This is a genomic window from Enterovibrio norvegicus FF-33 (assembly GCF_000286835.2).
In the GTDB taxonomy this organism is placed as follows: domain Bacteria; phylum Pseudomonadota; class Gammaproteobacteria; order Enterobacterales; family Vibrionaceae; genus Enterovibrio; species Enterovibrio norvegicus_A.
Map to the genome: position 1 here is coordinate 2,771,657 of NZ_AJYD02000038.1, position 21,192 is coordinate 2,792,848.

The 21,192-nt window shown below is 48.1% G+C and carries 22 protein-coding genes and 1 riboswitch; of the genes, 11 read left to right on the forward strand and 11 right to left on the reverse strand.

Features of this window, described 5'->3' with window-relative positions; all coding sequences use genetic code 11:
* Positions 1-10: 10 nt before the first annotated feature.
* The 5 genes from A1OO_RS20325 to A1OO_RS20345 all read right to left on the reverse strand — a co-directional run bounded on the left by A1OO_RS20325 (position 11) and on the right by A1OO_RS20345 (position 3,905).
* Entirely contained in the window at positions 11-220 is a 210-nt protein-coding gene (locus tag A1OO_RS20325; RefSeq protein ID WP_017004255.1) for a twin-arginine translocation signal domain-containing protein, read from the reverse strand.
* 44 nt (positions 221-264) lie between these two features.
* Complete coding sequence (locus tag A1OO_RS20330; protein ID WP_017004256.1) at positions 265-876, reverse strand: TorD/DmsD family molecular chaperone; 612 nt, start codon at positions 874-876, stop codon at positions 265-267.
* 9 nt (positions 877-885) lie between these two features.
* Positions 886-2,568 (reverse strand): 4Fe-4S binding protein, encoded by a 1,683-nt coding sequence (locus A1OO_RS20335; protein ID WP_017004257.1) that lies wholly within the window; start codon positions 2,566-2,568, stop codon positions 886-888.
* Positions 2,569-2,803: 235 nt separating this feature from the next.
* A complete protein-coding gene (locus A1OO_RS20340) occupies positions 2,804-3,463 on the reverse strand; it encodes a DUF3306 domain-containing protein (RefSeq protein ID WP_017004258.1) in 660 nt (219 codons plus the stop codon).
* Positions 3,453-3,905, reverse strand: coding sequence for a DUF3305 domain-containing protein (locus A1OO_RS20345; RefSeq protein WP_017004259.1), 453 nt, complete (start codon positions 3,903-3,905; stop codon positions 3,453-3,455). The genes A1OO_RS20340 and A1OO_RS20345 overlap by 11 nt, the downstream gene beginning before the upstream one ends.
* A 219-nt stretch (positions 3,906-4,124) precedes the next feature.
* Between A1OO_RS20345 and A1OO_RS20350 the strand changes: the two genes are divergently transcribed.
* On the forward strand, positions 4,125-4,955 hold the full coding sequence (locus A1OO_RS20350) for a formate dehydrogenase accessory sulfurtransferase FdhD (protein WP_016961122.1): 831 nt from the start codon (positions 4,125-4,127) through the stop codon (positions 4,953-4,955).
* Positions 4,948-5,847 carry a helix-turn-helix transcriptional regulator gene (locus tag A1OO_RS20355; RefSeq protein ID WP_017004260.1) on the forward strand — a complete coding sequence of 300 codons (900 nt, stop codon included), beginning with the start codon at positions 4,948-4,950 and terminating at the stop codon, positions 5,845-5,847. The genes A1OO_RS20350 and A1OO_RS20355 overlap by 8 nt, the downstream gene beginning before the upstream one ends.
* 15 nt (positions 5,848-5,862) lie before the next feature.
* Here A1OO_RS20355 and A1OO_RS20360 read toward each other — a convergent pair whose 3' ends face one another.
* Positions 5,863-7,899: a sensor histidine kinase gene (locus A1OO_RS20360; protein WP_016961120.1), complete on the reverse strand. Its 2,037-nt coding sequence runs from the start codon at positions 7,897-7,899 to the stop codon at positions 5,863-5,865.
* A gap of 45 nt (positions 7,900-7,944) precedes the next feature.
* Entirely contained in the window at positions 7,945-9,330 is a 1,386-nt protein-coding gene (locus tag A1OO_RS20365; protein WP_026023971.1) for a sigma-54-dependent transcriptional regulator, read from the reverse strand.
* 271 nt (positions 9,331-9,601) lie between these two features.
* Here A1OO_RS20365 and A1OO_RS20370 point away from each other — a divergent pair, with 271 nt between their 5' ends.
* The 5 genes from A1OO_RS20370 to A1OO_RS20390 are packed head-to-tail and all read left to right on the forward strand — an operon-like array spanning position 9,602 to position 14,157.
* Positions 9,602-10,414 carry a substrate-binding domain-containing protein gene (locus A1OO_RS20370; protein WP_016961118.1) on the forward strand — a complete coding sequence of 271 codons (813 nt, stop codon included), beginning with the start codon at positions 9,602-9,604 and terminating at the stop codon, positions 10,412-10,414.
* Entirely contained in the window at positions 10,414-11,112 is a 699-nt protein-coding gene (locus A1OO_RS20375) for an ABC transporter permease (RefSeq protein WP_017004261.1), read from the forward strand. Before A1OO_RS20370 ends, A1OO_RS20375 begins: the two co-directional genes overlap by 1 nt.
* A gap of 12 nt (positions 11,113-11,124) precedes the next feature.
* Complete coding sequence (locus A1OO_RS20380) at positions 11,125-11,826, forward strand: energy-coupling factor ABC transporter ATP-binding protein (RefSeq protein ID WP_016961116.1); 702 nt, start codon at positions 11,125-11,127, stop codon at positions 11,824-11,826.
* Positions 11,810-12,394: a molybdenum cofactor guanylyltransferase MobA gene (mobA, locus tag A1OO_RS20385; protein ID WP_016961115.1), complete on the forward strand. Its 585-nt coding sequence runs from the start codon at positions 11,810-11,812 to the stop codon at positions 12,392-12,394. The genes A1OO_RS20380 and mobA overlap by 17 nt, the downstream gene beginning before the upstream one ends.
* Positions 12,391-14,157 carry a bifunctional molybdopterin-guanine dinucleotide biosynthesis adaptor protein MobB/molybdopterin molybdotransferase MoeA gene (locus A1OO_RS20390; protein ID WP_017004262.1) on the forward strand — a complete coding sequence of 589 codons (1,767 nt, stop codon included), beginning with the start codon at positions 12,391-12,393 and terminating at the stop codon, positions 14,155-14,157. The genes mobA and A1OO_RS20390 overlap by 4 nt, the downstream gene beginning before the upstream one ends.
* 123 nt (positions 14,158-14,280) lie before the next feature.
* Here A1OO_RS20390 and A1OO_RS20395 read toward each other — a convergent pair whose 3' ends face one another.
* Together A1OO_RS20395 and A1OO_RS20400 are read right to left on the reverse strand one after the other, a co-directional pair.
* Positions 14,281-14,859 carry a thymidine kinase gene (locus A1OO_RS20395; protein ID WP_016961113.1) on the reverse strand — a complete coding sequence of 193 codons (579 nt, stop codon included), beginning with the start codon at positions 14,857-14,859 and terminating at the stop codon, positions 14,281-14,283.
* Between the two features lie 118 nt (positions 14,860-14,977).
* Positions 14,978-16,558, reverse strand: coding sequence for a Na+/H+ antiporter NhaC family protein (locus A1OO_RS20400; RefSeq protein ID WP_016961112.1), 1,581 nt, complete (start codon positions 16,556-16,558; stop codon positions 14,978-14,980).
* A gap of 85 nt (positions 16,559-16,643) precedes the next feature.
* A riboswitch (Lysine riboswitch) is annotated at positions 16,644-16,825 on the reverse strand.
* Between the two features lie 345 nt (positions 16,826-17,170).
* On the opposite strand from A1OO_RS20400, the gene A1OO_RS20405 reads away from it, so the two are divergent.
* Positions 17,171-17,569: an H-NS family nucleoid-associated regulatory protein gene (locus A1OO_RS20405; protein ID WP_016961111.1), complete on the forward strand. Its 399-nt coding sequence runs from the start codon at positions 17,171-17,173 to the stop codon at positions 17,567-17,569.
* Positions 17,570-17,814: 245 nt separating this feature from the next.
* Here A1OO_RS20405 and A1OO_RS20410 read toward each other — a convergent pair whose 3' ends face one another.
* Complete coding sequence (locus A1OO_RS20410; protein WP_017004263.1) at positions 17,815-18,792, reverse strand: lytic murein transglycosylase; 978 nt, start codon at positions 18,790-18,792, stop codon at positions 17,815-17,817.
* A gap of 9 nt (positions 18,793-18,801) precedes the next feature.
* Positions 18,802-19,077, reverse strand: coding sequence for a YcgL domain-containing protein (locus tag A1OO_RS20415; protein ID WP_017004264.1), 276 nt, complete (start codon positions 19,075-19,077; stop codon positions 18,802-18,804).
* Between the two features lie 310 nt (positions 19,078-19,387).
* On the opposite strand from A1OO_RS20415, the gene minC reads away from it, so the two are divergent.
* The 3 genes from minC to minE are packed head-to-tail and all read left to right on the forward strand — an operon-like array spanning position 19,388 to position 21,149.
* Positions 19,388-20,050, forward strand: a complete 663-nt coding sequence (minC, locus tag A1OO_RS20420) for a septum site-determining protein MinC (protein ID WP_026023972.1) — start codon at positions 19,388-19,390, stop codon at positions 20,048-20,050.
* Between the two features lie 19 nt (positions 20,051-20,069).
* Complete coding sequence (gene minD, locus A1OO_RS20425) at positions 20,070-20,882, forward strand: septum site-determining protein MinD (RefSeq protein WP_016961107.1); 813 nt, start codon at positions 20,070-20,072, stop codon at positions 20,880-20,882.
* 3 nt (positions 20,883-20,885) lie between these two features.
* Entirely contained in the window at positions 20,886-21,149 is a 264-nt protein-coding gene (gene minE, locus A1OO_RS20430; protein ID WP_016961106.1) for a cell division topological specificity factor MinE, read from the forward strand.
* The last annotated feature ends 43 nt before the right edge of the window (positions 21,150-21,192 follow it).

Sequence of the window (21,192 nt, forward strand, 5' to 3'; positions counted from 1 at the left end):
TCACGCTGGGTTATAGGGAATCGTAGTAATCACGAATGTGTTGCGTTTCGCGATATCCCGACGCTTTTTTGTCCTCTGGCGTTTTCACCACGGTCTCAGCCTGAACGCTTCCTGTTGCAACCGTCGCGACAGCCCCTGCTGCAGCTGCCACTCCGAGGCCTGTCAAAAACTGGCGCCGATTTGGGTTTTGCATATCGGTATCTTTTTTGTTTTCAGACATTACTTGCTCCTTGTTCTTTTTATTCCACGTCAGGTTGAGGTTCATCACCAAGGACGTTGGGTAAATCGCGTTTTTTCTATGGTTAAAAATCGTTGGGCAAGCTCTGCAACGGCAGCATAAAACACTGCAGGTTCCGCCCGTTTCACGTCCTCACATAACCGTTCACACCAAGCGGCGATATGACGGTTAAAAAAGGCCGCTTGTTCAATATCACTTTCTTCTTCCACCAGCATGGCCATCACTTCCAGCAATGCGGCGATATGATCTTCTGGCTCTTTGGTGTCTTCTTGGCGTTCATAACCTAAACGACGCAGATCTTGACGAAGCAGTGCCAACGGCAACTCCATCAGTGACCCTGTTAAATACCAAGAACCAAATGGCACTACTTCGCCACGGCCTACGCCAATAAACATCAGTTGGTATTCATCAGCCGCCTGCGAAGGCGAGGTTTTGCTGGCGGTTAATTTCAGCACCGACCACGCGGCTGCCATGCCCGCTGTTTGCTCGTCGCCTTCTGTTTCCAGCGTGGCAAGCCAAGCCAATGAGGCTTCATCAGGCGCTTGACGAAATAAATGCGCCAACAAGCTGTAAATGCTCTGGCGGATCTGGTTTTCTTCATTTGTTACATCATCAATGGTGATTTCTTGCATTGCCATATCCGCCTCCTATACCTTCAACTGTTTGTCTGGGTTATCCATCATGTCGGAGACAATGTCGCGGACACGGCAGTCTTCGCACATCGACAAACGTTTGATGGCGTCATCTTGGAAATGGCTATGTTTGCTCAGTTTCTCGATCAGCATGTTGACCATAGAAACCGGCGCGAAAGGTTTACCGCAGCTAATGCATTCCGCGGCAGGCTCTTCATGAACAATGTCGCGTTGTTGGCGAGCGGCGGCGTCCCAGTGATAACGAGGCACCAAAGTGATAACAGACTCAGGACACGCTTGTTCACACAGTCCACACTGCACGCAATCTTGTTCTCTAAATGTCATACCGGGGCTGCTACCAATGGATTGCAACGCATCGGTGGGACACACCGCGACACACCCCATGCAAAGGGTGCAATCCGAAGTCGCCACATCAATGCGCCCATAAGGCGCACCGTCAGGCACGGTGCTGACGGTCGAAACCAGCACGGCGTTTGACGCAAGAAGGTCGAGGGCTAGCGCCAATTTTTCGCGCTTACTGCCTTCGAGTTTTTTGCTTTGGTCAAGCAAGGCGTTGCTGTACAGGTTTTGCGTGCTCAGCGATGTGACCGAAGAGAGCGCAATACGATCTGCACTGTGCCCGAGTGAAGAGAGAAACGACGATGCGACGGCAAGCTCTTGCTCGAGTACTTTGCGTGTTTTAACCGGCATTGACGAAGAAGCCGCAAGCACAACCTGAGATGCACCATAGGCTAGCGCACTGAACCAGCTGTCAATCCCGACCGACGCGAGCTCTTCCAACCGCACGGGGATAACGCGACTAGGAAGCTGCGCTAACTGCTCAGCCAACTCCGTTTCAGAAGCTTCGGCATAAAACAGCACAATGGGCGATTGCCCCCCCTGTTCGCGATAATGCGCGAGCAGTTGGAAAACAAAGTGTTGGGTATTGTCGGGATCGGGTAGCGCGTAGCTAATGGCTTCCGTTGGGCAAGCCGTCGCACAAGAACCCATGCCCTGACAAAGATAAGGGTTGATTGTGATGGCGCTGTCTACCGAGCTCAGCGCGTCGGCTGGGCAGGCATCAATACAGCGGGTGCAGCCTTCAATACCGCGCGCCGAGTGGGCACAACTATTGGTATCGAGACGGAAAAATTTGGGTTTATCGAATGTGCCGGTCATATCAGATAACGCATCAAGCGCATCGTCTGTTGTGACGAGCGATCGTCCCACTGCGTAATAACCCAGGGGCGGTAGTTGTGCTTGATGAAATCCATCATCAGACAGGTCTATGATCACATCGAAGTGTTCTCGTCCATGCGTGATTTTCGCCAAATTTTGCTTAGTCAGGGTGTGCGTAATGAACACGTCAAATGCCCCAAGAAAACCATTAATTTGTACGTCGCGCGCGAAAAAAAATGCCATGCCCTCAGGAAGTGGGATCGCGTTTGAGGATTCGTCCGTACTCACCAACACGGCTCGATCACGCAGCGATGCAGGGATCTGAGAAGCAAATGCAGCAACTGTTTCGCCACGTCCTACCACCAAGGCAAAGCCGCGGCTTTCAAACGTGACAGTTGGTGGTATCAAATTTCCAAGCGTTACCGTCGCTCGCAGCGCGTGTTGTCTTGCTTGTCCATTGACATCCGTGGTCTGTTCAACCAATTGATTAAGCGTTGTTATTTTATTTATTGTCGACATTGTCTTCTTTGCCATCGTCTCTGAAGCCATGGTAACCAGCCGTCCCGGCGGGTTACCTCGTGGACTGATTCCCTACATCGGCGCTAATAATCAATGCGTTCCCGAATAGCTCAAGGCCATTGCCAATGTAGTAAGGCGTTGTCAGACAAGGGTTTCACACATCCTTTGCCTGTGACCCTATTGATACAGCAAGTAGTGAACCAGTTTTGAAGGAAATAAAATGACGAATACGGAGTCAGGATCCGTCCGAATTATTGTCCACATTCATATCTGGGACATTTTGTCTCACACCGTAAGACAAATTGTCCCCTTTTTCTTCATGGGTACTTTTTGTCTCACTTTCTGGAGGTGTACTTTCGCCATCCTGCTCAACCGTTTGGTCTAAAACGGTCTCATCGTCGGATACATCCTGTGTTTGACGCTCCTCTTGAACATCTTCAATTTTCTCTTTGGTCCACTGGCGCAGGCTAGCCGCGACTTCAGCAGTTAGAGAGGCCTTATTGGAGTAATCAAGATCGTAGTCATTCATGCCATCCAGTACGTTGTAAGCATCGCTGTGAAACAGCTTCCTCAATGCCGCTTTTTTGATTTCCGCCGAAACCCCTTTGGCAAGAAAAGACGCTGCAGAATCCCCTTGCTTCAAACGCGCCACATCCTGCATGTCTGGCGGAGGGGGGGCATCCGTGTGATCGATGGTTTCATCGGCAGGATCATCGACGGATTCATCCATTGATAGCGTCGGCGCGTGATGTTCAGCGTCGGCAAAGGCAAGTTCACCGCCGTCAGTCAGTTCGCCGCCATCGAACGTCACCTCCTCAACGTGATCACACGATTCCTCGTCAGTCATCGCCTGCTTTCGCTTTGACCAGCGCGTTAAAAAAGAATCAGTTGCCACTCGCCCTCCCCGCGCCTTTACGCTTTTTCTTACGCACTTCCAATAGCTCTCCGTGGCGCCCAATGAAGGCTTCCATCCAGGCTTGAATAGGTAATGGCATCGGCTCAGATAACACCAGGTAGTCACCATCCATGAAGCTGGCGGCACTGGTTTGTGAGGCGGTTACTTTTAAGGGTTTGAGGGATTCGTCTTCGTTCACTTCGAAGATAAAAAACACGTGCGGATCGCGAGAACTGAGGTTAAATCGGTAGTCTGTTCGCTCGTCTTTAAATAGCTCGAGCGGTAAAGAAATCATGTCGTCTTTGCGTTCACTTTCTTCCCGAGGAAGATGGAGATTGACCACAGACCAACGCTTTGTTTTCCAACGACCGATATCAACATCTGTTGATTCAAGGTCAAACTGCGTCAACCAGTATTGTGGGTCTTTTATCACTTCCGTCACACATCACTCCTTGTTGTATCCACAGAGTTATCTCCGCCGAGTTATTCCCCCACAGAGCATTCCAACGACGCTTATCTCAACCAACCATAGCCAAAAGCCATGCTGGGCGAAAAATGCGGTTTTATTCACCCAACAAAGCAAAACACATACCAGTCGTGAAGGGTTGGAACAGGATTTGCTACCTATCCTCCAGCATTCAGGCAAAAGGAAAGCGGTTCGATGTCTCAGCCCAAAATTATTACCACGCAAACAGATATTCCTCAGACCATCGATGTCACCGTCCATGATGAGTACGGCGAAACCATGACCAAGCAGATCGCTTGTGAGCGGGCACTCACTGTTTATCTCAACTGGCGAGAGATCGTGACTTTGATGACACTGGGCGCGCGACCGGACATGTTGGTGTTGGGGTATTTAAAAAATCAGGGGTTGATTGAAGACGCTGACGCGCTCGATTCCGTCATCATTGATTGGCAAACCCAATCAGCCGCGGTCGTCACACGTGAGAAAAAGGCGGATATCGAAGAAACCTTGTCGAAGAAAACGGTCACCTCTGGCTGCGGTCAAGGCACCATGTTTGGCAACGTAATGAAGAAGCTAGAGAACCTGCAACTTCCTCGTCCACACATCAAACAATCCATGCTCTATGGGTTGCTAGAAGCGTTAACCCACCACAACGACACCTACAAAGCCGCTGGCGCCGTACATGGTTGTGCCGTGTGCAAAGGCACTGAGATTCTCTCTTTTGTTGAGGATATCGGTCGCCATAACGCCGTTGATACCCTCACAGGTGAAATGTGGCTGGATGGGGAAATCGGCGACGATAAAGTATTTTACACCACAGGCCGACTCACCTCGGAAATGGTCATCAAAGTCGCGCAGATGGGCATCCCCGTATTACTGTCACGATCTGGCGTCACGCAAATGGGTCTCGACCTTGCCAAGCAACTCGGCATTACCATGATCGCGCGGGCAAAAGGTCATCGCTTTCAGGTCTTTAACGGTGCAGAAAACATTGAGTTTGATGTAAAAGGCGGTCGTGATGAGTGAGTTTCCGCAATTTATGAATGCTCGTCAGGTTGCGGAATACCTCGATCTGAACGAAAAGAAAGTCTACAGCCTCGCCAATGAAGGGGTATTGCCCGCCACCAAAGTCACAGGCAAATGGCTGTTTCCTAAAAACCTGCTCGATCGATGGTTGATTGAATCAAGCCACAATGGTGTGTTCAACGATCGTCTACTCATTGCAGGCTCTGATGACCCTTTGCTTCAGCACATTGTAAGCAAGATGGCAGCGGCACTCGGCAGCACCGCCTTGGTGGGATACACCGCAACAGGAACCAAACAAGGTCTAGCGATGCTAGAGAAAGGCCACGTAGATATTTGCGCCATTCATTGGGGAAACGCAGAAGAAGCCAAACTGCGTCATCCCGCCCTTATTCAGCAATATTCAGGACACAGAAATTGGGTATTGCTCCATGCCTTTGAGCGCCAACAAGGCCTCATCGCCCGCCCTGAACTTGCTGAAAAACTCCAAGACCCGCATCATTTTATTGATAAACGTTGGCGTTGGGCGGGCCGGCAAGATGGCGCGGGCAGTGCACGTGCCCTAGATGAATGGCTGTTTAGAAACGGAACAACCCGCGATCAACTCAATACAGTCGAAGCGTGTTTAAGCGAGCGGGAGCTAAGCTCTGCCATTGCGCGTGGCGCAGCTGACATCGGTTTTGGTAGCCAAAGCGGTGCGGGCGAATTTGGTCTGGCTTTTCACCCGATTGCCAATGAAGCGTTTGAGCTGGTGATCCCAAAGAACATCTATTTTCGCGCGCTGGTTCAGCAACTGGTTCACCATTTGGATGAGGAGTCGATTCTCAAACAAAGCGAGCAGTTTGGCGGCTATCATTTTGGTAATACGGGAAAACAAATGTGGGCGTCAGAGTAACCCACCTATCAGGGGTTACTCAACAACACGAAATGAAGTTATTTCGTCATCCTGTTGGATTTTCTCTCGAAGATAAAGCGTAAAGACACTGCCTTCGCCCACATCGGATTCTACTTTTATTTCGCCACCCAGCCCACTTACAATCCCTTGTGTTACAGCAAGTCCTAACCCTGTACCGGTATGACGAGTGGTGAAAAATGGGTCAAATATTTTAGTGAGGTTTTCATTAGCAATACCGCAACCAAAATCTTGCACGGAAATTTTGGCGCCTATAGTCATACCACTGCCATCCATCCAATCTTCAGAACGCACTATCAACTTACCTTTGTCGTTCATGGCATGAATGCCATTCATTTGCAGGTTGACCAACACTTGCAGCAATTGATGACGATTGATTTCCACGCAGCATTTCGCGTTAAGCTCAGTGACCACTTCCACGTCTTGTCTTTTGGTGCCAGAACGCACCAAGGTGACACTTTCCTCAATCACAGGGTTCACATGCTGCCACGTCACTGTATCTTGCACCCCGCCTTGTCGGCTGTATTGCAACAAGCTTCGGGTGATATTACGAATACGGTCAATTTGCGCCAAGACAGTGCTCATCTCCTCGGACACCAAGTCGGCATGTTGCCCCAACTCGTATTCCATTAACTCAATGTTGCCCAAGATAACCGCGGTAGGATTATTGATTTCGTGCGCAATGCCAGCAGTGAGTTCGCCCAGTGCGGCCAGCTTCTCACTCAGCAGCAGTTTGTTTCGGGTTTGCTCAAGCAAGGTAATGTTCTGTTTTAACTCTTCGGTTTTTTCATGCAGGCTCGCCGTGCGCTCTTTGACCTTGTCTTCTAATTCGAGCGCGTTTTGACGAATTTCCTCGTTCTGTTTTTTGAGCTGATCCAACATGCTGTCAAACTGACGAGCCAGAATCGCCAGTTCATGTTGCGGGTCTAAACCCAGCTTGCCTATCCGCGCATCCTGATCAAACCGAATTAAGTGCACAACACGGTGAATACGTTCAATAGGGCGAAACAAATCTTTGGCACCACGGTAAACCAACAGTCCCGAAATCAATAAGGTCAGTAGCACCCCAATCCCCAACTCAATCAAATTGGTGAGGTAGCGACTGATCAGCGGCCATTCTAGGTAACCGGTATACAACATACCAATCACCTTGTTATTGAAATCACGAATCGGTTTATACGCCGAGATATACCACGCGTCGTAAACATAAGCCCGATCAACCCATTCATCGCCCTCAATCAAAACAGTATCGCGAACTTCATCAGAAACACGCGTGCCTATCGCTCGTCCAAATCGGTTTTCGCTGTCTAAAGGCACATTGGTACTGACGCGTACATCGTCCATAAACAGCGTCACCGTGCCAACACTGGATTCTGGAAGCTTGCCAACGGGAAACACCAGATCGCGAATTTTATCGACCAAATCTGTACTATTGTTAAGCAAAATCCCACCATCAATGATCCATTCCAACTGATCATTTTCGTTATATAGCGGGAGCAAACTTCGACTTATTAAGCCTCGCGATTCTTTGGTGTTTTCTTGCAGCAGCGGAATTTCAGCTTTCGCAGACAGGTTTGGGGAAATAGACGCCAATTCAATGGCTGACATCACCTGAAAGAAGGTTCGCTCTTGGCCGTGCAATAAAGGTTGCCGCAAGCTTAGTGGCAATCGTTCGATATCACTAACAGGGTAAACAGCAAGAAAATCAACGCCATATTTGTCGGCGCGAGATTGCGCCCAGCCAAGAATTTTCGCTGGATCGGCGGCGATCTGGGTTTGAAAGTCGTAGGAATCGGCGATCGCGTGAAGTTGGCTTCGTTGCTCGCGTTGCAGCACCTCCATACTGTTGCTGGCGACGGCAAGGTCTGCCTTCACACCCGACAAGGCATTTTTCCACGAATACGCCACTGTCCAGTAAAGCGTTAACGCAATCAACGCGAGCAAGGTAATGATAATAGGTACAGAGGTCAGTACCAGCAGACGATAACGCACCATGGTACGAAAACGCTGTCGCCACTTCTTAAATACCCTCATCACCCACACTCCTTCACAAGCGTTGTTTTATGCATGTTGCAGGCTTTACTCATCAAGCCAGTCTTTGAATTTTCGCTCTAGTGTTTTTCTTGCCACACCGAGTTGTCTTGCCGCAGCAGACTTGTTGCCCTCGTGTACATCAACCACTTTCTCAATGTGAGCTCTTTCAACGTCTTTAAGCGGCCAGCAAAGTGGATAGCCAGTTTCTGAACCTTCGGATATCAAGCAAACATCATGCTCCACACTATCGCTGGCGGGGACAGAGTTTCCCTGCCAATGGCGAAGGTCAGGTTTGCCTAGTAAAATCGCACGTTCAACGGTATTTTTCAGCTCTCGAATATTTCCCGGCCAGTCGTAGTGTTTCATGGCAGCAAGTTCTTCTTCCGACCACACCACCGGTTTTAAGCCCAGATCGCGGGCAAGCACATCAGAAAAATGACTGAGCAGTAACCCAATGTCTTCGACGCGCTCTCTCAGTGGCGGAAGCTCTACAGACAATACATTGAGTCGATAAAAAAGATCTTTGCGAAAGCGCCCTGCTTCCACTTCATCATGCAAGTTTCGGTTAGTCGCTGCGACGATACGAACATCGACACTGACTTCACGCTCAGCGCCCACCGGACGTATGGTTTTTTGCTCCAAAGTCCGGAGCAACGAAGCCTGCATCGAAAGCGGCATCTCGCCAATCTCATCCAAAAACAACGTGCCTTTATCAGCAACTCGAAACAGGCCATCTTTGTTTTTTCGTGCACCAGTAAACGCGCCCGAAATGTGGCCAAACAATTCGCTTTCGAGCAATTCAGGGGCAATGGCACCGCAGTTGAGTGGAACAAAAGGACCACTACGACGGCTCAAAGCATGAAGGGCACGTGCAACCAGTTCCTTACCCGTTCCCGACTCGCCTTCGATCAACACGGCGGCGGGAGAAGGGGCAAGACGAGAAATGACTTCTCGCATCGCTAGCGTTTTGGGGGCTTCACCGATGATATCGACAGGGAAAGAACGAGCAACATCACGTTGAAGCGCGACATTTTGTCTTTCTATCATGCGTTTATCGAGACAACGCTGCACAGATTGCAACATTTGTTCGAGATTAAAAGGCTTGAGAATAAAGTCAGATGCGCCCGCCCGCAGCGCTTTGATCGCAGTTTCCAGCTCCGCATAGCCTGTCATGAAAATGATGTCGCTGCGCCGCTCGTCGTCGTTAAACGCCTCATGCCAATCAATACCCGATCTTCCTGGCAAGTTGATATCTACAATCAGCAAATCGAAGTGATTTCGCTTTCGAAGGGCTTCCGCTTCTTCTAAAGAAGACGCGGTTTCAACCTGGGTCAGCTTCTTCGATAACGCTTTGTTCAAGATAGCGCGCATACCCGGCTCGTCATCGACCACCAAGGCGGAGAAACCAAATTGCTGCAGTGCATCCTTCATCGGGTGAAAGTCCATATTCTCTCAGTGGCTTACATCATACATGCGACATTTTGACTCAGTCCAATACAACCGCCATGTTGGCATGCATGCAAATCTGGTCATTCGCTTAAGAAGAGGAAAATATTATTGTTTATTTTTAGTTAGTTATGACAATTTCTATCTGAAATATAAATTTGGCATTTTTGTTGCTTTGTCCACATTTAACCTCATCGGTTTAATGAGGCTATCGCAGTAGCGATATTAAAAAATCATCCATTGTCAGGAAGACATAATGAGCTTAATAAAAAAAACAAAAGCGTTTGTACTACTTTCAGTCCTTGTTTCATTCTCTGCCACGGTGAGTGCAGCAGAGATCGTTCGGTTGGCGACGACAACGAGTACTTACCATTCAGGCTTACTGGATTTTCTCCTGCCAGAATTCAAAAAAGACACGGGATATGACGTACAGGTGCTGGCTGCAGGTACAGGTAAAGCACTAAAAATGGGCGAAAATGGTGATGTTGACCTTGTGATGACCCATGCGCCAAAAGCGGAAGCAAGCTTTGTTGACCAAGGTTTTGGGGTGCTCCCTCGTGGCTTAATGTACAACGACTTCGTTCTTGTTGGGCCAAAAAACGATCCTGCAAAAATCAAAGCCAGCAAAGATGTGACAGCCGCACTGGTAAAAGTGGCGAGTGCCGACGCGCACTTTATTTCTCGCGGTGATGATTCAGGCACACACAAGAAAGAGTTGCTCCTTTGGAAGGCCGCAGGTATTCATCCTGATTTTTCCGCATACAAAGCGGTAGGACAAGGCATGGGGCCTACGCTCACTATGGCCAATGAACTTCAAGGCTATGCCCTCACCGACCGAGGCACATGGTTGGCTTATCAAAGCAAAATGGACCTAGATGTACTTGTCCAAGGCGATGCGCGTCTGTTCAACCCGTATCAAGTGATTTTGATTAACCCAAGCCGTTATCCGGATCTGAACTACCAAGGTGCAAAAGTCCTGAGCGATTGGTTGGTGAATCCCAAAGCGCAGGCAATGATCGATACCTTCAAGGTTAACGGTCAGCAACTGTTTGTGGCAGACGCAAGCTAATGGACATACTGGAAACTACCCGACAAGCGGTTGCTTTGCTGTTTAGCGGTGATACCACGCTATGGGGTATTGTTGGGGTGTCGTTTTCGGTGTCATTGGTTGCTATTGGGCTGGTGATTCTGCCTGCTCTTTTAGTCAGTTTCGCACTTGCTTACTGGGAGATCCCCGGCAAATGGATTGTGCTGTCGCTTGTTAACACGCTCCAATCTGTCCCTACCGTTGTGATCGGGCTTTTGCTTTACATGCTTCTATCACGTGCAGGCCCAATGGGTGATTGGAAGATGCTATTCACACAACGGGCCATGATATTGGGGCAAATTCTGATCAGCTTGCCCATACTGGTCTCAATGATGCATGCCGCATTTCAAAACAGTGATCGCCGAGCATGGGAAACAGCCTACACTTTGGGCGCATCCATTCCACGCGCCATGGCGACGCTAATGTGGGAAATTCGATTCCCGCTTCTGGCTGCGGTTATCACGGCATTTAGCCGAATAATTACGGAAGTTGGCTGTTCCATGATGGTTGGCGGCAACATACTGAACTATACCCGCAACATCCCTACAGCGATTGCACTTGAAACATCAAAGGGCGCTTTTGCACAAGGCGTTGCACTCGGCATGGTGTTGCTAGTGCTGGCATTGACGATGAATTTTTTCATTAGTTTTGCTCGTGGCAATGGCTATTTACGGACATAAGCAGGGGCAATGATGAGTCAGATAATACTGGAAGCAATTGACCTTTCTGTGAAATACAAACACAGGTTACTGTTTCACATCCCTTCGCTAAAAGTTTGCCCGGGTGACGCTATCTATTTGTCGGGGCAAAACGGCATCGGTAAAACCAGCTTACTGAAAGTCATGGCCGGCATTCAAAAACCCACCAAGGGTTCTTTGAATCTTCAACGTCCATCTTGGTTGCAACGTCTAGCGGGGTTTACAGGACAAAGCGGGGTAATTTACATGCACCAAACCCCTTACCTGTTTGACGGTACGGTTTCCGAAAATGTCGCTTATGGCCTGAAAGGCAAGCATTTCTGTCAAAGAACCCAACGCCAGCTTACAATGCAGGCCCTGCGTAAAATCGGGTTAGAAACCCTGAGTCACGAGCATATTTCAGTGCTCTCTGGCGGCGAAAAGCAAAAGGTTGCCATGGCACGTGCTTGGGCACTCAACCCGTCAATTCTTCTGATGGATGAATCTTGCGCTAACCTTGATGCCGACGCCATCGACGCACAAAAACAGATGATTGATGATTTGCTCGATCGCGGGGCAAGCTTGGTGATAACCAGCCACCATCCCAACAAATTAACAGAATGCTGTAACCAGCAATGGCTGATTGAAAACCAACGCCTGATCCATAAACCCAAACTGAATATTATCGACAAGGATAACCATGCCTTCGCATCCTAAAACTACCTGGGTCATTCTCGCCGGAGGACAAGCCCGACGCATGGGTGGCCAAGACAAAGGACTCGTCACTCTAAATCAGAAACCCTTGATTGATTACGTCCATCAACGGTTGACGGAGCAAGGAGCCAACATCGCGATAAACGCCAACCGCAATCAAGAAACCTATCAACAATACGGTCCCGTTTTTGGCGACGTACTTGAGGGTTTTCCTGGCCCACTTGGCGGTATGCACGCCGCAATGTCGCACCTCGACAGCGAGTGGATAGGGTTTGTACCTTGTGATTGTCCGAACCTGCCACACAATTTGATCGAGAAGTTAGTTAAAGCTATTGAAGCCGATACTGAGATTGTGGTCGCACATGATGGTGAATCCGTTCAGCCCGTGGTCACCATGATGAAGCGCGATGTTTTCGAACGCCTCGATCGCTTCCTTGCTAATGGCGACCGGAAAATTGTGATGCTTTACGACCTTTGTACCACCCGTTACGTGGATTTCAGCGACGAACACGATGCATTTATTAACCTCAATACCCCTGATGAATTGGAGAAGTTCGGAGCCCTTTCATGAACCTGTCCAATTGCTCACTACCTCTATTAGGGTTTGCAGCATTCAGTGGTACGGGCAAGACAACATTGTTAGAAGTGCTGATCCCAAAGCTCGTTGGAGCGGGCGTACGTATCGCCATGGTGAAACACGCACACCATGAGTTTGATGTCGATAAGCCCGGTAAAGATAGTTACCGTCTTCGCAAAGCGGGCGCATCACAAATGCTCATCAGCTCTCGTAATCGCCATGCCTTGATGACAGAAACCCCCGAAGAAGAAACCAGCCTCAACCAATTACTTGGCCGTCTTGATCAAACCCGTGCCGACCTCGTTTTGGTGGAAGGCTTTAAGCGCGAAGCATTTCCGAAAATCGAGTTAAACCGTCACGCCCTAGAAAAACCTTGGCTTCACCATGAAGACAAAAACATCATCGCGATTGCGTGTGACAGTGCGCCAGAGACCGCGCTTCCTGTGTTGGATATCAATGATGTTTCTGCGATAACGGCGTTTATTATTCGCTGGATGGAAGGACACAAAGCGCAAACTGCCACGTGTGATTCCCTTTCCCCGACCATGCTCTCGGTCGACGCAGGACGCGAAAAAATACTCAACGCGATTTCTGAGCCGAGTATCGCGCAATCCCTTAGCCTTGAATCGTTGCATCACTGCGTACTTGCAGAGCCTGTCATTGCGCCCGTCAATGTACCGTCATCCACCAACTCTGCGATGGACGGATACGCGATCCGAAGTGACGACACAAGCAGAGACAGTTATCAACTGATTGCTGAGGTGTTTGCCGGACACGGCTATGACAAATCAATCAAAGCGGGGGAATGCGTGCGGATTATGACAGGCGCACCCGTACCCGAACTCGCAGATACCGTGATCATGCGCGAGCAAGCGCAAGATGTGAATGGCACCATCACCTTCGATACCCGCAAAGGGGCAATCAGACCGGGTCAAAATGTGCGTCAAGCCGGAGAAGACCTGCGCAAGGGCTCCGTGGTATTTGATAAAGGCACGCGCATCGGCGCGGCTGAACTTGGCATGTTGGCATCGCTCGGGTTAGCCAAAGCCGAATGTTATCGCCCTCTGCGCGTGGCTATTTTCTCAACTGGCGATGAAGTCCAAGCGCCCGGCTCTGCACCCAATGCTCACTGTATTTATGATGCAAATCGCTATACGTTGCGTGCGATGCTAACCCAGTTAGGCTGTGAATTGCTGGACTTGGGAATTATTGAAGACAGCGAAGAAGCGCTGACATCCACACTAACGAATGCGATCAAAAACGCTGACTTGGTGATTTCATCAGGCGGCGTATCCGTGGGCGATGCGGATTACATCAAAACCGTATTAAGCCAAATGGGCGACATCAATTTTTGGCGCGTGAATATGCGCCCAGGCCGACCTCTCGCTTTCGGCAAATTGCGTGATGTGCCGTTCTTCGGCCTCCCCGGGAATCCGGTGGCTGTGATGGTGACCTTCTTGCAGTTTGTCGAACCTGCCATCCGCAAAATGCAGGGTGATAAGTTCTGGCAACCTGAACGTTTGAGCGCCATCAGCCAAGAGCGTATTCGTTCTCGTTTAGGTCGAAGCGAATATACACGTGGGATTTACAGCGTTGGCGCCAATGGGCAAATGGAAGTGCGTTCAACCGGCTCACAAGGCTCGGGGATTCTGCGCTCAATGAGCGAGGCGAACTGCTTGATTGAAGTGTCACCCGAAGTTGAATGTGCTGAAGTCGGAGACAGAGTCACGGTGATTCCCCTCGCTTCTCGGCTGTAAACCAGCACACGCTCGGTAGCGGAGTATTTCACTGAATAATCGTGGATAAGTCAGAAAGAAAAACAAAAAAGCGGCCTGTTCATCAGACGCTTTTTTTATGTTTCATTTTTTCCTAAGAATACGCTATTTTCCAAGCGCTTCTTTGTAGTGCACTCGACATACCGACTCGTATCTGTCGTTGCCGCCAATCACAACCTGATCGCCATCTGCAATTGCATTGCCGTCGGCATCAGTGCGGATCACCATGTTGGCCTTACGTCCGCAATGGCAAATAGTTTTCAGCTCAACCAATTTGTCTGCCCACGCCAATAGGTATTGTGCACCAGCAAACAACTCACCGCGAAAATCGGTACGAAGACCATAGCAAAGCGCCGGGATATTCAACTTATCAACCACTTCAGTGATTTGATAAACCTGCTCTTTGGTCAAGAACTGGCATTCATCAACCAATAAACAGTCCACTTTGTTGTTAACGTTAATATCGCTAACAGCGGCAAAGATATCATCATTTGGGGAATACAATTGCGCTTCCGCTTGAAGCCCAATACGAGAACTCACTTTGCCCACACCGTAACGATCATCAATTGCAGCCGTAAAGATCAGTGGGTTCATTCCACGTTCTTGGTAGTTAAACGACGATTGCAAGAGCGTTGTCGACTTACCTGCATTCATTGCAGAGTAATAGAAATACAACTGGGCCATTGGATTCTCCCGAAAAAAGACGCAGGCATGCTACCGAAAAAAGCGAATGGGTAAAAGCGTTGCAGGCCGCGAAATGACATAAAAAAACCTCCCCGAAGAGAGGTTATTGAAAAATAGATTAAGCCAGTTTGCCTGGGCGGCGTGATAACCAACCAAAGAACACACAGACAAGAGTAAAGGCACAGAAGCCTGCCAACAGCGAAATCGACAACGAATCCGTGAAGCCCAACACCAAGTAAGAGATACCGGCCACCAGCGCCACAGCCAGCGCATACGGTAACTGCGTAGAAACGTGGTCAATGTGTCCACAACGTGCACCGGTTGCTGACAAGATGGTGGTATCTGAAATTGGCGAGCAGTGATCGCCGAACACGGCACCAGCAAGTACAGCGGACAACATCGGCAGCATTAACGCAATATCAGTTGCAGCAGAAAGGTCACCTGCGATTGGCAGCATGATACCGAACGTACCCCATGAGGTACCGGTTGAAAAGGCCATTGCAGCAGACAACAAGAACAGCAATACAGGTAGAAGTTGTGGCGACAAGTTACCTTGGATCAAGGTCGACAAAAACTTACCCGTCGCCATATCACCAATCACGCTGCCTATCGTCCACGCAAACAGCAAGATCAAGATAGCGCCAAACATAGATTTGGCACCAATCCAAACGGTTTGGCCAACTTCTGGTACTGGAATACGCTGTTTGAATACAGTGATCAATGCTGACAGCAGACCCATTGCACTGCCATACAACAGTGACATACCCACATCGGTGTTTTCAAATGCACCGAGAATAGAGAAGGCTTTACCATTGACTTCTAACGCTTGAGCGCCCGAATACACCATCCAAGACATGGTCGCCACGATAAGTACAACAATTGGCACCACTAGATCGGCCACGCTACCTTTTTCGCTTTCTTCTATGCCTAGCTCGTCATCTAATGATGGTCCGCTATTTTCATCATCGCCTAAACGACTGCCCGTCGATGCCTCGTATTCAAAACGACGCATTGGGCCCACATCCATCTGGAACCAAGCAACCGCGAACACCATCAGCAAAGCAAAAATGGCATAGAAGTTCATTGGGATCATGTGCGCGAATGCGCTGAGTGGGCTGTAATCAGTCACGCCATGGCTGACAAGAATGCCGCCAACCACCGTAATGATATATGCACCCCAGCTTGACGCTGGCATGATCACGCACATTGGCGCTGCAGTTGAATCGAGAATATAAGCGAGTTTCGCACGCGACACATGAAAACGGTCAGTCACAGGACGACTAATGGCGCCAACCGCTAGGCTATTAAAATAGTCATCAACAAAAATGAATACGCCTAGAAATGCTGCCAGAAGTTTTGCACCGCGCTTACTTTTAATGCGAGTTTGCGCCCATTCAGCAAATGCACGTGTGCCACCGGAAAGTGTGATAAGTGCAGTAAGGGAACCCAGCAAGACTAAGAAAGCCACAATGCTCATGTTCCAGCTATTAATGCTGCCATCATCAATAAAAAGGCCTTTTACAAGCCCGGTAAGATAATACGTGGTCGCCGACAAAGAAAAGTCATTGAGTAGCAATGCGCCGGAGAGAATACCCAGCCCTAATGATAACAAAACACGACGTGTAACAATGGCGAGGCCCAGCGCAAGAATCGCGGGCAATACCGATAAAGAAGACGCGGAAAAATCGACTAAGTTCATGATCTCTATATCAACCTGTAAGGTTGGAGATCTACTGCAGAAATGGAAACCAATTAATAAATGACAATGGTTAAACGCATTCTTAAACCACAGTAGCGCTCCATAGTTAAATCCCAATACTATGGCAGTGTTGTGTCTGTTAGAGCACAACCCCAGCAGAATAGCTTGATTGGCAAGATTCTACTTCGGCGCTATTTCCTTTCTCACATTCTCAACGGCATCACCCTAAAATGTGTTACTGATAAATAGCGCACCTCTACGTGCATAAAGCCTGCGTATTGTATGTGACATCGAGGACATTGCAATAACCATCTAAATGATTTTACACATTAAGTGCATGGTATTTACAAATCACCCACAACCGTCAACTTCTTCTTCTCTCAACGCATGCAAAGTCAAACACGCATGACGGCTTTATTGTACACCCCACGGATAACCCATTCGATTTTTTTCAAGAAAAAGCCAATAAGGTTTATTTAAGTTTGCACTTTTCTTAAATTCGATATCTAATATTAAAGAATTTAATTAAGCAAACATTGCAAAGAATTAATTATTCTTGCTACTCTTAGTACGGTAATTAATTATTATAAACGAGAGAATAGGATAGGCATAATGTCTGATGCACTGAAAGTATTGTTAAACCTGCGCAGCCTTCGTGCCGTGGCGCGTGAACTTACTCTGGAACAACTACAAGAAGCTCTGGAAAAACTGCAAGCTGTCGTTGCAGAGCGTGAAGAATCTGAAGCAGAAGCTAACGAAGCAGAAAAAGAGCGTCTGGAAAAACTTGAGAAATACCGTGAGATGTTGATCAAAGACGGTATTGACCCAGAAGAATTGCTGGCGACTCTTGGTGGTGCTAAACCAAAATCTAAGCGTGCTGCTCGTCCAGCAAAATATAAGTACATTGACGTAGACGGTTCAGAAAAAACGTGGACTGGCCAAGGTCGTACGCCAAAAACAATTAAAGAAGCGCTTGAAAGCGGCAAGAAGATCGAAGACTTCCTGCTGTAATAGCACATTAGTTGTTATCGGCTTGTGATGAAATAGCGTCAAGCTGAACAAAAAAAAGGGGCTTTCGCCCCTTTTTTTTATCCCAACCCTAATGGTCTGGGTCTGGGTCTGGGTACGATTACAATAGTGATTAATTCGTTGGTCTAAGCTCGCGTTATGGTCGCATTTATCATGCGACCATCAATAAAAATACCACAGATAATTTTAAGGAAATTAACGCAATCATTGCAGGCTAATCTAATCAGCTAGCCAGACTTAATCCTATCGGCCAAGTGGCTTACGGCAATGGCAAAATAGTGCGAACGGTTCCATTTCATCAAGCTTTGGTAATTACCATAAACCAAATAGCTTCGTCCATATTCGTCATCAGGCTGAATCAACCAGGCGTTAATATCGACATCAGGCAACGAGGTATTATTCATACGACGTATACCTAACCCTTCCCATTCTGCTAATGTTTTGGCTTTATCTTGACCTAATCCTGACAATTCTCTCTCAATGCCTTCTGGCACTTTTACTTGACGTCCCCAAGTGTATTCGCTATCCCAACCAGCATTTTTTAAATAATTCGCAGACGATGCAAATACGTCGGGTTTTGACGTCCAAATATCTTTCTTTCCATCGTTATTTCCATCGGCGGCAAATGAAATAAATGAGCTAGGCATAAACTGGCATTGCCCCATTGCTCCTGCCCACGAACCTTTCATATCGCTTGGTGCAATATGGCCTTCTTGCAGAATGGTTAATGCCGCAAATACTTCTTTGCGAAAGAAAGCTTCTCGCCTACCGTCATAAGCCAATGTGGTCAGTGCTTCAACGACATTATAATTTCCGGTTAACGCACCGAAGTTACTTTCCACTCCCCAAAGCGCGACAAGAAAGCGTGGCTGCACGCCATATTCTTCGCCGATACGTTGAAGATCAGTGTAATGCTCGTCATATAAACGACGTGCTTTCTTCACTTTCCAATCTGGCACGGCACGCGGAATATATTCATCTAACGTTAAACGCTTTTCAGGTTGGTTACGATCTGCTTTAACCGCCCTTTCTCGATAGCGAATACCATCAAATGCTTGCTCAAGCAGTAACGAATCAATTCCCTTCGTTGCGCCCTCTTCTTTTAGGCCAATGACATAGTTGTCAAAACTTGGCTTCTCGGCCATCACGGGTGCTGACAAAGACAACGCAGCCCCAATGAGGATCCCTATCAATCCTTTACGCATAGCGCTCCTTTATAACTTGGTGTTGTTTGCTCTAATGTGTTGCAGCACTTGATCAATTGGAGGTGGTAGCTGCAAATAAAAACCGTCGCGTTGCAAACTCTCTTTTACTTTATCAAGATCGGCAATAGCCAGTTTCTCTCTCTTATCTAAGTTGACCATCATAACGAAATGAGGTTTCCCAAAAGTTTGTAACAATTGTTGAGGCACATCCCCTAAATCATCCTTACGATTAACATAAAGATAGGTCGAATCTTTTTTACTGCTTTTATAGATTGCGCAATACACCTTGTACCTCACAGAGTTGCGATTTCCCAATAAAGAGAAACCGCTTAGAAAAATGTAACAAATTCGGCGATAAAAACACCACAATCGGCGTTGGCTCTTGCCGCAAAGTATCCATGAATATACCATGCTGAACACTGTCTGATAATGCGCGTGACCCTGATATTTCTTGGGATGAAGCGGAAATTGTATTCGCCTCTTTTGCACATTGATATTTCTGTCCCGCCAGCCCTCATGTTTGAGCCAATTTTATTCATGAGAAACGTTGAAGCGCGCACATCAGATCAAACAACTGCCATCTGGACAAAATCTCATGACAAAAAACGCCGAACTAAAAGGCAGTTCATTTACGCTTTCTGTGCTTCATCTAATGGATGATGACTTAGATGGTGCATTACAAGTGCTGTCCGATAAAGTCCTGCAGGCCCCCGCATTTTTTGACGGTGCACCTGTGGTTGTTGATATTTCAAGATTGCATCAACAACCGGACTTCATCACGTTAAAAGCCACCATTGAACAGACCGGTATGCTGGTCGTTGGTGTCACAGGGTGCAAACAAAATACTTGTCGTGAAGCGGCAAAACTCGCGGGACTTGCGGTCATGAACCCGGCGAAACAAACCCGTGTGAATGATCCTATCCAAACCCCAACGAAAGTCGTCACGACACCTATTCGTTCTGGGCAGCAGGTCTATGCAAAAAATGCCGACTTGGTCGTGCTTAATCACGTTAGCGCTGGTGCGGAGATCATCGCTGATGGCAGTATTCACATTTATGGCGTGCTTCGTGGACGCGCTATCGCGGGTGCTAGTGGCCAAAAAGAAGCCAGTATTTTCTGCCAAAACCTGCAATCTGAATTGCTTTCAATTGCAGGAACATATTGGCTTAGCGAATCCATCCCTGAGCAGTATGCTGCTCGCCCGGTGAAAGTTTCGCTACAAGAAGACTCTTTAAACATTGAACACCTCACACTCTAATTATCCAAAGGATTGAGGAATGACTCGAATTATCGTAATCACTTCTGGCAAAGGCGGCGTGGGGAAAACCACGTCAAGTGCAGCCATTGCTACGGGCCTTGCGCAAGCTGGAAAGAAAACAGCCGTTATCGATTTTGATATTGGTCTGCGTAACCTTGACCTCATCATGGGCTGTGAACGCCGCGTCGTGTACGACTTTGTGAACGTCATCAATGGTGAAGCGAATCTTCACCAAGCAATGATCAAAGATAAGCGCATTGATAATCTATTTGTTTTGCCTGCTTCTCAGACGCGCGACAAAGATGCGCTAACCAAAGAAGGCGTCGGTCGCGTTTTAGATGACCTTAAAGCCATGGATTTTGATTTCATTATCTGCGACTCGCCAGCAGGCATCGAAGCAGGCGCACTGATGGCGTTATACTTTGCTGATGAGGCCATCGTGACAACTAACCCGGAAGTCTCGTCTGTACGCGATTCAGACCGTATTTTGGGCATTCTCGATTCCAAGTCTCGCCGCGCAGAAAATGGTGAAGAACCTGTGAAGACGCACCTTCTGCTGACACGCTATAACCCAGCCCGTGTAAATCGTGGTGAAATGCTGAGCGTTTCGGATGTCGAAGATATTTTGCGTATACCGTTGCTGAGCGTGATCCCTGAAAGCCCGTCGGTGTTGCATGCATCAAACAAAGGTGAACCTGTTATCTTGGATGAAGAATCTGATGCGGGTCAGGCTTACGCCGATGCGATTAGTCGCCTACTAGGCAATGAGTGCCCATACCGCTTCTTGGAAGAAGAGAAGAAAGGGTTCCTGAAACGCATTTTTGGAGGGTAACACATGGCACTGCTGGAGTTTTTCCGTCCGAAAAAGAAAGCATCTGCATCTATGGCAAAAGAGCGTTTGCAGATCATTGTCGCTGAGCGCCGCCGCGCAGGGTGCTCTGAACCGACTTACTTGCCCCAGTTAAAACAAGATATTCTTGAGGTTATCCGAAAGTACGTGGATATCTCGCCAGAACAAGTCTCTGTTGCGCTGGAGCAACGAGATGACGATTTATCCGTTTTGGAATTGAATGTCACCTTGCCTGATGAAGACAAGTAAATATCTTCAGAAACAAAAAAACCGGCTTTCGCCGGTTTTTTTA